This window comes from Pseudoalteromonas sp. 2CM32C, assembly GCF_023161925.1.
Taxonomy (GTDB): domain Bacteria; phylum Pseudomonadota; class Gammaproteobacteria; order Enterobacterales; family Alteromonadaceae; genus Pseudoalteromonas; species Pseudoalteromonas marina.
This window is the reverse complement of record NZ_JALNTI010000003.1, coordinates 403,716-418,337: the sequence shown is the minus strand read 5'-3', so window position 1 is coordinate 418,337 and position 14,622 is coordinate 403,716. Positions and strand designations below refer to the sequence as shown.

Annotated in this window: 11 protein-coding genes; 9 read left to right on the top strand and 2 right to left on the bottom strand. The window is 40.6% G+C overall.

The genetic code is table 11. The features are described 5' to 3' along the window. Window positions 1–49: 49 nt before the first annotated feature. Complete coding sequence (locus MTF67_RS08875; protein ID WP_248519310.1) at window positions 50–3,343, bottom strand: TonB-dependent receptor; 3,294 nt, start codon at window positions 3,341–3,343, stop codon at window positions 50–52. A gap of 355 nt (window positions 3,344–3,698) precedes the next feature. On the opposite strand from MTF67_RS08875, the gene MTF67_RS08870 reads away from it, so the two are divergent. From MTF67_RS08870 to MTF67_RS08840, 7 genes are all read left to right on the top strand, one after another. After that, window positions 3,699–4,271, top strand: a complete 573-nt coding sequence (locus MTF67_RS08870; protein ID WP_033025389.1) for an RNA polymerase sigma factor — start codon at window positions 3,699–3,701, stop codon at window positions 4,269–4,271. Continuing rightward, entirely contained in the window at window positions 4,264–5,358 is a 1,095-nt protein-coding gene (locus MTF67_RS08865) for a FecR domain-containing protein (RefSeq protein WP_248519309.1), read from the top strand. Before MTF67_RS08870 ends, MTF67_RS08865 begins: the two co-directional genes overlap by 8 nt. Window positions 5,359–5,394: 36 nt before the next feature. Further along, on the top strand, window positions 5,395–6,825 hold the full coding sequence (locus MTF67_RS08860; RefSeq protein WP_248519308.1) for a sugar porter family MFS transporter: 1,431 nt from the start codon (window positions 5,395–5,397) through the stop codon (window positions 6,823–6,825). A 224-nt stretch (window positions 6,826–7,049) separates the two neighbouring features. Next, window positions 7,050–8,309, top strand: coding sequence for an outer membrane protein transport protein (locus MTF67_RS08855; protein WP_248519307.1), 1,260 nt, complete (start codon window positions 7,050–7,052; stop codon window positions 8,307–8,309). Window position 8,310: 1 nt separating this feature from the next. Then, the gene (locus MTF67_RS08850; protein ID WP_008129261.1) at window positions 8,311–8,724 is read left to right on the top strand and encodes a YeeE/YedE thiosulfate transporter family protein; all 414 of its coding nucleotides are present in this window, start codon (window positions 8,311–8,313) and stop codon (window positions 8,722–8,724) included. 3 nt (window positions 8,725–8,727) lie between these two features. After that, window positions 8,728–9,129: a DUF6691 family protein gene (locus tag MTF67_RS08845; RefSeq protein WP_248519306.1), complete on the top strand. Its 402-nt coding sequence runs from the start codon at window positions 8,728–8,730 to the stop codon at window positions 9,127–9,129. Between the two features lie 102 nt (window positions 9,130–9,231). Continuing rightward, window positions 9,232–10,311, top strand: a complete 1,080-nt coding sequence (locus tag MTF67_RS08840; protein WP_248519305.1) for a mechanosensitive ion channel domain-containing protein — start codon at window positions 9,232–9,234, stop codon at window positions 10,309–10,311. A gap of 29 nt (window positions 10,312–10,340) precedes the next feature. Here the strand turns inward: MTF67_RS08840 and MTF67_RS08835 are convergent, their stop codons facing one another. Then, window positions 10,341–12,476, bottom strand: a complete 2,136-nt coding sequence (locus MTF67_RS08835) for a TonB-dependent siderophore receptor (protein ID WP_248519304.1) — start codon at window positions 12,474–12,476, stop codon at window positions 10,341–10,343. Window positions 12,477–12,699: 223 nt separating this feature from the next. On the opposite strand from MTF67_RS08835, the gene zigA reads away from it, so the two are divergent. Beyond that, window positions 12,700–13,899 carry a zinc metallochaperone GTPase ZigA gene (zigA, locus tag MTF67_RS08830; protein ID WP_248519303.1) on the top strand — a complete coding sequence of 400 codons (1,200 nt, stop codon included), beginning with the start codon at window positions 12,700–12,702 and terminating at the stop codon, window positions 13,897–13,899. Beyond that, on the top strand, window positions 13,899–14,594 hold the full coding sequence (locus tag MTF67_RS08825; RefSeq protein WP_248519302.1) for a DUF1826 domain-containing protein: 696 nt from the start codon (window positions 13,899–13,901) through the stop codon (window positions 14,592–14,594). The genes zigA and MTF67_RS08825 overlap by 1 nt, the downstream gene beginning before the upstream one ends. Window positions 14,595–14,622 lie beyond the last annotated feature (28 nt).

Genomic DNA, 14,622 nt, shown 5'->3' with positions numbered 1-14,622 from the left:
GTTAAAAAGTGGCTATTACTAAATGTAAAAGCCACTTTATTAATTAAAGTTAAAAACTACCGCGAATACCTAACGCAAAACGTCGTCCGCTATCTTCAACCAACAATAATTGATTAGTAAAACGACCACGTTTGTGCACGTATTCTTCGGTTAAGTTAATACCTTCAAAAAATACCGATACATTTTCGGTAATGTCATAGCTGCCGCTAGCATCAAGTTGTGCGTAATCTTCTACAATGGTTACACCATCGCCATTTAGCTGTGTTAGTGACTGTACAAAGCTATCGCGCCAGTTATAAGCTAAACGCGCTTGAAATGGCCCATTCTCATAAAAGCCAACCACATTATAAGAGTCGCTTAAGCCTGTTAATGCAAAAACTTGAGTTATATCTGCAGAGTCTAACTCTGCATCGCTGTCTACAAATGTTGCATTAACCATAAAGCCAAAGCCACTATCAAAACTATGTTGTAAGGCGACTTCCCAGCCATCAACAATCGCCGATTCGCTATTATTGGGCAATGTATTAGTGAATACAGCCGTTGAGTCGCCAGCATCAGGGTTGTCTACATCGTTACCTGTAGAGGGGTCAGTTAACAATCCGCCATCAGACAACTCAAAGGTTAAGTCTTCGGTCGTATTAATAATGAAGTTAGCAACATTTTTTCTAAAGTAACCCGCAGATAAATAACTGGCATCAGCGTAATACCACTCTAATGATAAATCTAAATTATCAGAGGTAAATGGCTCAAGCGCTGGGTTACCAGAACTCGATGTTAAATTGCCGCCTTGGCGAGTTGTTTCAATTACTGTTACAGGCGACATACTGTCGAGTGTTGGCCGTGTAATTGTTTGTGATACCGCAGCACGTGCTATTAGCTCATCGTTTATTTCAAGCTTTACACTAAAGTTAGGTAAAATCGCTTCGTAATCTGAACTTGCTGAGATATTTTCTACAGCGCCAAAGTTAGCGAGCATTTCTGTTTTATCTAAAATGGTTAATGCACTAACCGGCTCATCTGTGCCCTTTACTTTTACATCAGTGCTTTCGTATCTAAAGCCCGCTGTTGCGTATAAAGGCATGCCTGCAAGTTCAGCTTCAAAGTCGAACTCTGTATAAAACGAGAACGTATCTTCAGTGATCTCAAACGACTTATTACGTTTAACTGCGTCAAAACTAATAGGCTGACCATTCGCCGCAGCTATTTGCTCAAGGTACGCAAAGTTTGCCTCGCCATCGTGTGCAAGCCATGACGTTGGCATTCGACCGCTGCCGCTTACATCACCTAAAAAGTCATCCCCTGCGTCAAATACGAATTGCGCTAAGCCATCCATACTTGGATCATCCGGGTAACCACAAAAAGTACAGTGAATACCAACACCTTCGTTGTCCCAACGATCAAGGTTTTTAGTTTCTGTTGAATACATAGCGCCAAATTTGACCGAAACTAGGCCAGAGGTGCCATCGTTATACCAAATGTTATCCCAGCGAAATTGATCCACGGTATCTTCTACAGCCCAACCACGGCGTAGCATTACATGTGCTCGGCTATTGGCGGTATCTAAATGGTTTGATACGCCATCGGGCGTAACAGCAGGGTTATAGGCAACACCGTCAAGCTCTTGCTGACCGCTGTAAATATTGGGATTAGCAGAGGCAAACTCACTTGCGTAAGGAAGTATGCCGCCATCTACTTCAAATCGAACTCGGTTAGCATAGCCAATCAAGGACAGCTGATCGCCACCACCGTTATTAGCCTCACGCTCAGCCTTTGAGTGGCTTAAATCAAATTTCATATTTAAATTATCGTTTACATGCCAATCAAAGTTTAAACCTAATGCGCTAGAGCTTGTTAAGCGATCAAACTTTTTAGCATGCATATCGGTAGCAAGGCCTACCTCTTGATATAAATCAACCACTGTGCCATTTTCGTCTACGGTTGGGCCTGCAGCCCCGCCAAAGCCTTCTATGTTTGGCGCTGTAAACCAATGCCCGTATGACGTGGTGTCTGCTTCTACATCGAAATCAGAATAAAGCCCATCAGCTGTTATGACTAAATCATCTGAGGGTGCATACTGTATAACTAAATTTGCATTAGTACGTGTACGTGTTTCTGTAGTAACTTTATGATCATAGTTACGCGGCGAAAAAATATTACCGGTGTATGCTTGCCCGCTTTGAGTTTGCGGGTTTGGGACGCCTACATTTTCTAACCAGCCATCTACCTGCGCCTGGTTTAAGCGTGTTTCGCGCTCTTGGCGAGAAACAGCAAATAACACACCCAGTGTGTCATCATTAAATGTATTGCTGATTAACCCAGATATCTCAGGTGTAGTTTCTTCACTATTTTCATCGTAAATACCCTTAACACTGCCCGCAACTTTAAAGCCATTAATAGCAAATGGGCGCGCTGTATTTACATTGACTGTTGAACCAATACCACCTGACTGCTTTGTGGCTGTTGAGGTTTTAAATACGTCTAAGCTTTTAACCAGCTCTGATGCAATGGTATCAAAACTAAACGCACGGCTTTGATTTTCAGAGGCCATTTGGCGTCCATTTACAAGCACTGTATTAAACTGAGGGCCAAACCCACGTACTGTAATGAGCTGCCCTTCACCGCCTGAACGGTCTATTGAAACCCCTGTAATACGCTGTAAAGACTCAGCTAAATTTGTGTCAGGAAATTTACCAATATCTTCAGCTGAAATGGAGTCAACCACGCCACCCGCTTCTCTTTTGGCATCCATAGCTCGGCCAAGCGAGCCTCTAATTCCGCGTACTTCAATTATTTCTGGTTCTTGTGCTGCTGTCTCTGCTACTGCAGGGAGCGTTGCCATTGTGCTTAGTACAGCTAGTACAGCACTCGACACGCCATTTTTTTTATAGTTAGCCATGTTGTCAGTTCTCTCGAAGCTTGGATCTATTAAAATAGATATTTGCCCATCTTCGCTAACATGCGGTTGCAAACCTGTGCCATCGAGTAAAATCTGTAATGCGTTTATTATTGAATACTCGCCAGCAATAGTATTTGTTTGTAACTGCTGAATTTTATCCAGCGGAAAAAGCAAAGTAATATCGGCTTGCTCGGCAAAATTTATTAGCGATAAATCGGCCCTTTGTCTGGGAATATTAAACACTGCTTTATCGTTTACAGGGCTCGCTTTTACCTCGGTGGTGAATAAGCTAAAAACCAGCACATAAATTGGTAAACAAAGCGGCAAATGCACATATTCCTTGTGTATAGTTTTTGGCCATACACTGAACAAAGACGAGTGACTTTTTATTTTCCTCCATAAATATTTTTTATTTTTTTTAAATAAATTATTTTTTTGACTTGCCATGCTAATTTGTTTTTGCCTTGATTATTTTTATTGTTAGCGCGTTTACTTGTATTTTTAAACGATTAAAAATACAGTCCAAATTGCCATTTTTTACTTATTAATTAAAAAGTTAAAGTTTTTAAAATGAATAATCAGTACCTGGTGAGGTATTTGTAATGAAAAAAACTGTAGTACACTTCGCCTTTACATTACAAGCTTTATGCCCCGTGCGGTTAATGAACATTAAATTTAAAAAATAAAATGCTGATTTATTTTTTAAATTTAATGGCGGATTTTTTCTTACCATTCGTCTTAGTTTGTAGTGGCAAAACAATAACAATAATTGCCGTAAACACACACACGAGACACACACTAAATGACGAAAGACACACTTTTTTATAAGGTCTATTTGGCCTCGCGCAAAAGTCTCTCAAATGTAGTTGCACGCATAGTGCCGCCACATGAAATTGAAGATATAGTGCAAGAAACTTATGTGCGAATTTGTCAGATTAAAAACACTGAAAACATAAGCTCACCAAAATCTTTTATTTATAAAACGGCGCGAAATTTAGCGCTCGATTACCAAAAGCAAGCCAATATACGCCTAGTCGATGGGATCGACAACATGGAAGCGTTAGAGCAACTCTTAGCGGAGCATCAGCAAGACGAAATGTATGAAAAAGCACTAACCGATAGTGAGTTTTCTAATTTTTGTGAAGCCATACGGCTTTTACCTGTGCAGTGCCGCAAAGTGTTTGTATTAAAAAAAGTGTATGGTTATTCGCAGCGAGAAATTGCTGCTCAATTAAACCTTAGTGAAAGTACCGTGGAAAAACATATAGCAACAGGCATGAAACGTTGTACGCAATTTATGCGTCAATCTAAAAAAAGTGTTTATGAGCAACCAAATACTTCTTCCCAGCTAAATGCAGGAGGTAGGAATGACTAATATTCATCACATAAACGAGCGAAACACTAGCGACGATTCGCGCCTTGATGAAGCCAGTGAGTGGCTGGCTAAACTTGATCGTGGATTGACTAAATCTGAAGAGCAAGCGCTAAAGCAATGGTTAGCACAATCTTATAAAAATGTAGAAGTGTTACTTGAGGTAGCAAAGCTGTGGGATAAAATGGACGATCTCAGTCGTTTGTCAGATTTATTTCCACAAACACCAGTAAAACAAAAACGTCTCCCTATGTGGTTGGGTGCAACTGCTGCTTCTATTTTATTAGCGGTTGCACTTAGCCTTTTTCAAGAAGCGTTTAACTTTTCATTTTTTTACCCAGTTAATCAGTCAGCAGTGGTTGCTAAACAACTTAATTTTCAAACCGACGTAGGTGAAAGTAAGGACATACTGCTTTCTGATAAAAGCAAAATCACCTTAAACACAAATAGCTTCGTTCAAGTGAGGTATACCCAACACTCTCGCGTAATAAATTTACTGCGTGGCGAAATTCATATAGACGTAGCTCACGATAAAACGCGTCCTTTAAGTGTTATCGCTGGTGATAAAGTTATTCAGGCTGTTGGTACTGCATTTAATGTAGAAGTAGGTCAAAAGCAAATAGAACTCATTGTGACAGATGGCAAAGTCCTTGTTGCAGAGCAAAAAGCCGAATCGTTACCCAACCTTTCCCTGGGGACTAATAAACAAGGACAGTATTTATCAAATAGTTCAACTTCGGTGTCAAAGGGAGAAAAACTTGATTTAAGCTTTAAAGGTAAAATTGCTAAAGCGGTCGAAAAAGTTGATCCTATGGATGTAGCCGCTAGATTATCGTGGCGCAAAGGTAGCTTAATATTTAGAGGTGAATCACTTGCTGAAGCAATGGCTGAAATCAGCCGCTATACACACATAGATTTTGAGCTTTCAGAAGATGACCGTCTCAAACAAGTACAAGTAGCTGGCATGTTTAAAACGGGCGATATTAAAGGACTATTAGAAGTATTAAACAATAATTTTAATATTGATTATGAGAGAGTTAGCCCAGATAAAATTCGCCTAAAATACGCTGCACCACACGTCTCAATTTAGTAAAGTACACAATAATAAAAACCAGGACACACAATTATGACATCACCTATCTCGCCGAGCAGTCATAGCTCGGCGCACACATTGGGCACATGCTCTCTTTTTTATGTAATTTTTATCTCTGCAGTGGCTGCTATTGGTGGCTTTTTATTTGGTTTTGACTCGGGCGTTATTAACGGCACGGTGTCGGCGCTCGGTAATGCGTTTAATTCAAGCAGTGTGGCTACGGGCTTCAATGTGGCATCGGTATTATTAGGGTGCGCCGTGGGGGCTCTTGCTGCGGGGCCACTGGCTGATAAATTTGGTCGCCGTGCCATTATGATCATCACCGCGATTATTTTTGCTATTAGTGCGTTTGGCTCAGGCATTAGCGAAAGCTCGGCCGAGTTTATTTTTTACCGCTTATTTGGTGGCTTAGGTATTGGTGCTGCATCGGTATTGGCGCCGGCTTATATTGCAGAGGTTGCACCACCCGCACTTCGTGGTCGTTTAGCTACACTTCAACAACTCGCTATTGTATTGGGCTTGTTTGCTGCGTTTTTAAGTAACTATTTAATTGCTGATGCGGCAGGTAGTGCGCAAAACATTTTAATGCTTGATATAGCCGCTTGGCGCTGGATGTTTTGGGTTGAGCTTGTGCCTGCAATACTGTTTTTAGTGGGTGTGTTGTTTATTCCTGAGTCGCCTCGTTATTTAGTGGCGCAAGGTAAAGTAGACGATGCAAAAACGGTATTTAGTAAAATTTCGAACGACAGTGCTGATGCGCAAATAAGCGATGTTAAAAGCTCTTTGCATAGCGATAAAAAGCCGAGTATTCGTGATTTATTTATTGATGGTAGTAAAAAAGTACACCCAATTGTTTGGGCGGGTGTTGCGCTGAGTGTATTTCAGCAATTTGTAGGTATTAACGTGGTATTTTATTACGGCTCTGAGCTTTGGCAAGCTGCTGGGTTTGACGAGTCGCAATCGCTATTTATAAATGTATTAGCGGGTACTACTAATATTGTATCGACCTTTATTGCTATTGCCCTTGTTGACAAAATTGGTCGGAAACCACTTTTACTTGTGGGCAGTGTGGGTATGTTTATTAGCTTAAGTGCGCTTACTTATATATTTGGCAGCGCAGGCCTTGATGAAGCAGGCAAGCTTGCACTTAGCGATAACATGGGTACATTTGCGCTTATTATGGCTAACTTATTTGTGGTATTTTTTGGTTTAAGTTGGGGCCCGGTTGTGTGGGTGTTATTAGGCGAGATGTTTAATAACCGTATTCGCGGCGCAGCACTTGCAGTTGCTGCAAGCGCACAGTGGATTGCTAACTTCGCCATTACCATGACCTTCCCTATTATGCTGGCTAATATTGGCCTCGCAGGTGCGTACGGCTTTTACGCTTTATCGGCACTTATAAGCATATTTTTTGTGGCTAAATACATTAATGAAACCCGTGGTAAAACACTTGAGTCTATGTAATTAGCCAAATAAAAAGCGGTGAACCCTCTCACCGCTTTGTGTTTTTTAGTTAAATGATTGATTCAACTGCTGTATGCAAGGATTAAGAAGTTACTGCGCTAAATATTGAATTCACTACCCACCCTTAATATTCCTTTTTACTATAAGTAATCGATTTAAATTCCTTTTTTGAATATAGAAAATTAGCTATTGTCCGCCTTTTCCAACTACGCATGTCTGTCAAAATGAAAAATAAGTTAGTATCTGGTTTGGCCCTAACCTTTACCCTAGGTTCTTTTAACGCACTTGCTACCAATGGGTATTTTACTCATGGTTATGGCATGACCCACAAAGGCATGGCGGGTGCGGGTGTTGCGCTATCGGAAGAGTTGATGTCGGGTGCAAATAATCCTGCTAGCTTTAATGTAAATGACACTGAAATTTCAGTTGGGTTAGAGTTATTTTCACCTGATAGAAAATACACAGCTTCATCTGTAGGTACGTTTTATCCTAATGCGCTTTATCTTGAAGCAAAAACCCAAAAAAGTGATAACACGTTATTTGCTATTCCTGAATTTGCCATTGGCCACCAGCTCAATGACAAAATAAATATTGGCTTATTAGTTTACGGCAATGGCGGCATGAACACCGACTACAACGCCGAGTCAGAACCCGAAGGCACATTTTATGCTGGCACGACTGGCGTTGATTTAAAGCAGATGTTTATTAGCCCAACTATTAACTACCAGTTAAATGAGCAAACAAAAGTGGGTGTTTCACCTATTTATGTTGTGCAACAGTTTAAAGCGACAGGCCTTGGAAACTTTGCGCCTTTTTCGCAATCGCCCCAAGCGCTTACAAATAATGACACCGACACCAGCACAGGTTTAGGTGTACAAGTAGGTATAACTCAAACCGTAGGCACATCGTTTAGCTGGGGTGCCAGTTACCGCTCATCGGTGTCTATGGAAGAGTTTGATAGCTATAAAGGTTTATTCGCAGAAAACGGTGGCTTTGATTTACCAAGCTCGATTCAAATTGGTGCCGCTTATAAGTTAACGCCTACAAACCAAGTTGTATTTGATTGGCAAAAAATAAACTACAGTGAAGTTAAAAGCATCGCCAATCCAATGAGTAACTTAATGTCTGCACCTTTAGGTGCAAGCGCAGGTGCAGGGTTTGGCTGGGAAGATATGGATATATATAAATTAGGCTATCAGTGGCAGCGCACTGCAAAACAAAAAATTCGCTTTGGTGTTTCATACACGCAACAGCCTATTCCATCGTCTGAGGTGTTATTTAATATTTTAGCGCCGGGTGTACAAGAGTGGCATTTTACAACGGGTTTTAGTCATGAAGTTAGCGAAAAAGTACAATTAAACGCTATGGCTTTTTACTCGCCAGCTAAAAAAGTATCGGGTGCAAACTTTTTAGCGCCTAACCAACAATTATCAATTGAAATGCAGCAGTCTGGTGTTGGTGTATCTATTGTTTGGGGGATTTAAAATGGTAACCGAATTTACGCCCATTTCAGCCGCTTTAGGCGGTGCTTTAATAGGTATAGCCTGCGCACTATTACTGGTTTTATTTGGCAAAGTAGCCGGTATTTCAGGATTAGTTAAATCGCTGTTCACCCCATTAAAATCCGATAATGTATGGAAAGTATGCTTTATTGCAGGTTTACTAATTGCAGGCGTTGCTACCTCATTTATTGCACCTGAATTATTAGAGGGCGATTTAAATATACCCTCTTGGTTAATTATTGTAGCGGGACTTTTAGTGGGTGTAGGTACTTCACTTGCTAATGGTTGTACAAGCGGGCATGGCGTGTGTGGTATGTCGCGTTTTTCTACTCGCTCTTGGGTTTCAACATGTGTGTTTATGCTTGTTGCCGTTATCACTGCTAACTTAATTGGATAAAACATGAAAGCAATTACATCGGTGTTTTTAGGCTTTATTTTCGGCATAGGTCTTATTATTAGTGGAATGACTAACCCTGATAAAGTACTCAATTTTTTAACCTTTGGCGAGAACTGGGATGGCAGTTTAATTATTGTAATGGCGGTAGCCATGGGAATAATGATGTTAGCGTGGTTTTGGGTTTCTAAAAAAGACAGCCCCTTATTTGGTGAATCATTTAGCCTGAGTAATCTAAAAAATGTAGATCGTAGATTAATTACGGGTTCTGTTTTGTTTGGTTTAGGGTGGGGATTGAGTGGTATATGTCCAGGCCCTGGCTTGGTTCAGTTAGTGTCACTCAAAATGGAGTTTTGGCTGTTTTTTGCCTCGGTACTGGGTGGAATGTGGTTGGCCAAAAAAATATAATCCACTATTGCCGAGCTTGTCTCGGCAATACACCTTTTTTATTCTAAACATAGGTACATAACTTGCTGTAATAAATATAAATATATTTATTAGGTTTAAGTTATGCTCAAAAATACGCTTGACGTTATTAACAACACCCCTTGGTTGAGTACAGTAGCTTACCTTTTACTCATAACTATACTCTTGTTTTTTATTCGTTTTTTTATAATGTATTGGTTAAAAAAGTGGACATCAAAAACCACTTTTACCTTCGATACCCTACTTCTTGATTCAATATCTAAACCACTCACGCTTTGCACATTTATTGTGCTAATCACCATTTTGGAGCACGATACATTCGTTATTGACCCCGAGTTAGCGAAGCGAATTCCGTTCAACAGCATCAATATTGTATTAGCTTTACTTGCGCTTATTTTCTTTTTAAATCACTTTATTATTGGCACGGTTAATCACTACTCTAAACAATCAGCCGTTATATTCAATTCTCAAAGTATTATTAAGGGGGTTATTCGCGTTACATTGTTTTCAGTAGGGTTGTTGGTTTTATTAGGCACATTGGGTATTTCAATTACACCTATTATTGCATCTCTTGGTATTACGTCATTGGCGGTGGCACTTGCTCTGCAACCCACTCTTGAAAACTTTTTTTCGGGCGTACAGCTCGTTATTGATAAACCCATACGCGTAGGTGATTTTATTGAGCTTGAGTCAAAGGAGCAAGGCTTTGTAGAAAAAATTGGTTGGCGCTCTACGTGGGTTAAAATGCTGCCAAATAATATGATTATTATTCCTAATAGTCAGCTTTCTAAATCGCGTATTATTAATTACTTTTACCCCGAAAAAGAGCTGAGTGTGCCTGTTGATGTAAGCGTACATTACAGCTCAGACCTAGAATTTGTAGAGCAAGTAACGCTTGAAGTTGCGCGCCAAGTACTGATTGACCATGAATGGGGTGTTGATGATTACAATACCTTTGTGGTGTATCACACCTTTGATAACTCAAGTATTAATTTTACCGTAATGCTGCGCGCAAAAGAGTACTTTAATCGGTTTTGGGTTAAATCTGCTTTTATTAAAGCGCTCCATAAACGCTATAACCAAGAAGGCATTGTGATCCCCTTCCCTATTACAGCCATTAATACATCGCAAGAAGCCGCTAATTTTAATACTGATAAAAATTAAGCGCGAGATAAGCTCGCACTTAATTTACTTTAAAATTTATAGGTTACTTGGCCTACTATTTCACGTGGGCTGCCCGGGAAGTGGCCGTTACGCTCACTAAAGCCACTTACTGCATATTCTTTATCAAATATATTATTAATATTTACACTTAATAACACATCGTCAAAGCGGGTAGTCCAGCTCATGTCAAATACGGTAAAGGGTTTAACTTTTTGGCCGTCTTGGCTTATTTGCTCGCTTACGTAATTTGCGCCAAATGCTATAGACGAGTCGATGCTATCAAGCGCAAAACGCGACCATAAACCAGCTTGGTGGCGTGGGGCATTAGCAAAGCGAGAGCCATCACCGTAGGTGCTTGAAATAGTATCGCCCGTTACCCCCTCAACAACTAGCGTATCGTTATAGGCGTAGTTAGCAGTTAGCGTCCAGTATTCGGTTAAATCGCCCACCAGCGTTGTTTCAAACCCACGGCTTTCTACCTCACCAATATTTAAAAGTGCTGCAATGCCATCACCCGCGCCAGTGTCGTCAGGGTTGCTCATTACCACGTTTTCTTTATTAATTTGGTAAATAGCAAAGGTGCTCATAATTTTGCCATTAAGCCATTTGTTTTTCATACCAATTTCGGTTTGTTTACCGGTTTCTGGGGTTAAATTACCCTCGCCTTCTACATCTTCTTGATCGCCCGACGATGCTGGGTTAAAGCTTTCTGAGTAATTTATGTATACCGATGTGTTTTCAACGGGTTGGTATGTAACTGCCACGCGCGGGGTTACATCGTTATCTGAGTAACTGTAACCGGTTTCTTTGTTTAGCTCTTTAAAATAATCGTAACGCAGGCCGGCAATCACGGTCCATTGCTCGTTAATGCTTACAACGTCTTGTACGTATACGCCAAAACGGTCGGTTTCAACACCATCGCGGTTCATGTCTGTCAGGTTATAAGTACGTGGGTCGGTTTCGCCGTAATTTAAGTCAAATATGTTTAAGTTAGTCACACCGTCTGCTTCATAGCGGGCGCGTAAGTAATCGTACTCGGTATCGACTATGTGGTAGTCGCCACCAAATAATACTTGGTGTGCTAATTGGCCTTGCTCAAAGCTATAAACAAAGTCGGTGGTTAAGCTTGTTTCTTCGTTGGCGCGGTATTGCTTTCGGTATTCGCGTTTAATGGTTTCGTCATCAATGTTGGCTTCACCATCGCCGTTTACATCTACCCAGCTTTGCGACTCATGGTAGGCTTGGTCGCGTTCGTTATCCATGTAACGAAGTGTGCTACTTACAGAAAAATCATCATTAAAGTAATGCTTTAGTTTACCTTGCAGCACTAACGCTTCCATGTCTTGGTAGTCAAATGCTTCGTTTGCGTTGTAACTTGGGTCAACTAAAAAATTACCGTTATCACCTACCGGTACACCACGTAAACGGTTACCGCCTAAGTCTTGTTTGATGTAGTCAACACTTGTGGTTAGTGTGGTTGAATCTGTTAAATCAAATAATAAACCACCGGTAAACTCACTGTTTTTTGAATCTGCATTATTACGAAAGCTGTCTTGCTCCTCGTAATAACCACCTACACGATACGCCATGGTGTCGGTTAAACCGCCGGTCATATCAAGTGATGCACCACGTGTGTTGTAATTGCCAAGCGTTAGCTTTAGCTCTTTGCTTTGCGTGTACGAAGGCTTTTTAGTCACATAGTTGATCATACCGCCTGGCTCACCACCACCATATAACGCAGAGGCTGGGCCTTTTAATACTTCTACACGCGCTACATTAAATAATTGCGGTACACCAAAGCCCGAATACGGGTCGCCACGTACGCCATCGTAAAATACATTGGCATCGTCTCTAAAACCACGAAAAGTAACGCCTGAATAACTGTACTCACTTACTCCGGCTATTGAACGGTATAAATCGGTAATGTCGCGCGCGGCTTGGTCAATAATAAGCTGCTCGGTTAATACCTGCGCAGATTGCGGTAATTTAATAAGATCTAAATCCGTTTTAGTCCCAATTTTACTTTCGGTTTCTAGGTAAAACTGCTGAGCGCGGCCTGTTACTTCAATTGTTTCAATTTCGTTATTTTGCTCGGCAAATGCCACATTAGAAAAAGCAGAAAAAGACGCAGCAATACTGAGCGCCAAATATTTTTGGTTAAACATGTTGATCCAGAGAAGATGATTACAAGGCAACGCAAATGATAACGACTATCATTATCATGCGCAATGTAAATAATTTCATATTCACCTTTATTTTTCGTGTGAAGAGTATTTTAGCAATACATTAAATCTGCAGCTCAGCTTTGAATAAATTAATTAGCATTACTGGAATACAATATTGATATAATATAACATATCTAAAAATGCACTTTAGTAAGATTATTAAATGATAAATAAACTGCCCGTCACAGTGATATCAGGCTTTTTGGGGGCTGGTAAAACTACTGTACTTAGTCATATTCTTAATAACAGGCAAGGTAAAAAAGTCGCCGTCATAGTTAACGATATGAGCGATATAAATATCGATGCCGCAACAATTAAAAGTGATGTATCGCTCAATCACAGTAACGAAAAACTAGTCGAAATGAGCAACGGTTGTATTTGCTGCACCCTACGAGAAGATTTACTTGTTGAAGTGGGCAAACTTGCCAAAGAGGGGCGTTTTGATTACCTCGTTATTGAATCAACCGGTATATCTGAGCCCCTCCCAGTTGCCGAAACATTTACCTTTGCCGACGAAAACGGGGTTTCACTTGGTGATGTTGCCACCCTCGATACCATGGTAACAGTGGTTGACGCGGTTAACTTTTTAAACGACTACGAACAAGCAAATGATTTACAAGATACCGGCGAATCATTAGGAGAAGACGACGAGCGAAGCGTAGCCGACTTACTTGTTGAACAAGTTGAATTTGCTGATGTTATTTTAATTAGTAAAACTGATTTAATTACAAACGATGAATTAAATAGACTCACTGCCATTTTAAATACGCTCAATACTCAAGCTAACATTATTCCTACTTCAAACGGCCATATTAATATTAACGAAGTGCTAAACACCGGTTTATTTAATTTTGAACGTGCCCAACAAGCATCGGGTTGGCTTAAAGAAGTGCGTGGTGAACATATTCCCGAAACCGAAGAGTATGGTATTAGCAGCTTTAATTACACCGCGCGCCGCCCATTTGATCCTGAAAAGTTTTATAACTTTTTGCACAACACCGAGCAATTTGGCAAGCTCATTCGTTCTAAAGGATATTTTTGGCTCGCAACGCGCCCTTTATTTTGCGCGCAGTGGAGCCAAGCTGGCGGTATAGCGCATTACGGGTTTGCAGGCATGTTTTATAAAGCAATACCTAAAAAAGACTGGCCCACAGAGCCCGATCTACTTGCTGATATAAATAGTAAATGGGTAGAGCCCTTTGGTGACATGCGCCAAGAGCTTGTTTTTATTGGTCAGTCGTTAGATAAAAAAGCCATGATTAAAGCGCTTGATGACTGCCTTCTCCCAGAAGATGCCGTACTTAAAGGTAAAGATTTTTGGAAAACCTTTAATGACCCGTTTCCTATTTGGGAGGAAGAGTAATGAATGCCCTAGCCCCAATAACAGCCCAAGTAAAACCGGCTAAACCGCTATATCGAAGAGCAGCTATAGAGAGTAATGCCAATGTATTGCCACAAATTTATAACCAAGACACTAACATTGTTATTTGGCAAAGAGACCTTGAGCAAACATTAACAAGTGCAGTTAATACACTCATTAGCGCTAATGCTTTAAAACCAATTGAGCTTGCGGTATCGCCCGATGATGCGTTTGATCAATTAATAAAAGCGCTTAAGCCTGAAGATAATAACAGCGATGAAATTAAAGCTTTGTGTGAAGACATTGCACTGTTGGTTGAAATGTTTTGCTGCCTGTTTGATTTAAAACGCGCCGGTTTAAGGCTAAAAATATTAGATAAACCCATGTGCCCGCGTTTTCATGTAGACAAAATTCCGTGTCGATTAGTGACTACTTATCAAGGCGTTGCAACGCAATGGTTAAATCACAGCGATGTAAGCCGCTCAAAACTCGGTACTGGTAATTTAGGTAAGCCTGATGAGGAGTCTGGCTTAATTAAAAGCCTAAATAATATTAACCAGCTAACAGAAGGCGATGTTGCACTGCTTAAAGGCGAATACTGGGATGAAAACGAAGGCGCAGGTTTAGTGCATCGCTCACCCCCTGTCCCGACAACTATGAGTAGCCCTAGGTTACTGCTTACTCTCGATTTTATATAAAATTAAAGCGCCATTCATAAAGGCCATA

Coding starts and splice junctions, on each gene's coding strand:
- MTF67_RS08870 (WP_033025389.1), top strand. CDS start 3,699: ATGACGAAAGACACACTTTTTTATAAGGTCTATTTGGCCTCGCGCAAA.
- zigA (WP_248519303.1), top strand. CDS start 12,700: ATGATAAATAAACTGCCCGTCACAGTGATATCAGGCTTTTTGGGGGCT.
- MTF67_RS08840 (WP_248519305.1), top strand. CDS start 9,232: ATGCTCAAAAATACGCTTGACGTTATTAACAACACCCCTTGGTTGAGT.
- MTF67_RS08855 (WP_248519307.1), top strand. CDS start 7,050: ATGAAAAATAAGTTAGTATCTGGTTTGGCCCTAACCTTTACCCTAGGT.
- MTF67_RS08825 (WP_248519302.1), top strand. CDS start 13,899: ATGAATGCCCTAGCCCCAATAACAGCCCAAGTAAAACCGGCTAAACCG.
- MTF67_RS08865 (WP_248519309.1), top strand. CDS start 4,264: ATGACTAATATTCATCACATAAACGAGCGAAACACTAGCGACGATTCG.
- MTF67_RS08835 (WP_248519304.1), bottom strand. CDS start 12,476: ATGTTTAACCAAAAATATTTGGCGCTCAGTATTGCTGCGTCTTTTTCT.
- MTF67_RS08860 (WP_248519308.1), top strand. CDS start 5,395: ATGACATCACCTATCTCGCCGAGCAGTCATAGCTCGGCGCACACATTG.
- MTF67_RS08845 (WP_248519306.1), top strand. CDS start 8,728: ATGAAAGCAATTACATCGGTGTTTTTAGGCTTTATTTTCGGCATAGGT.
- MTF67_RS08850 (WP_008129261.1), top strand. CDS start 8,311: ATGGTAACCGAATTTACGCCCATTTCAGCCGCTTTAGGCGGTGCTTTA.
- MTF67_RS08875 (WP_248519310.1), bottom strand. CDS start 3,343: ATGGCAAGTCAAAAAAATAATTTATTTAAAAAAAATAAAAAATATTTA.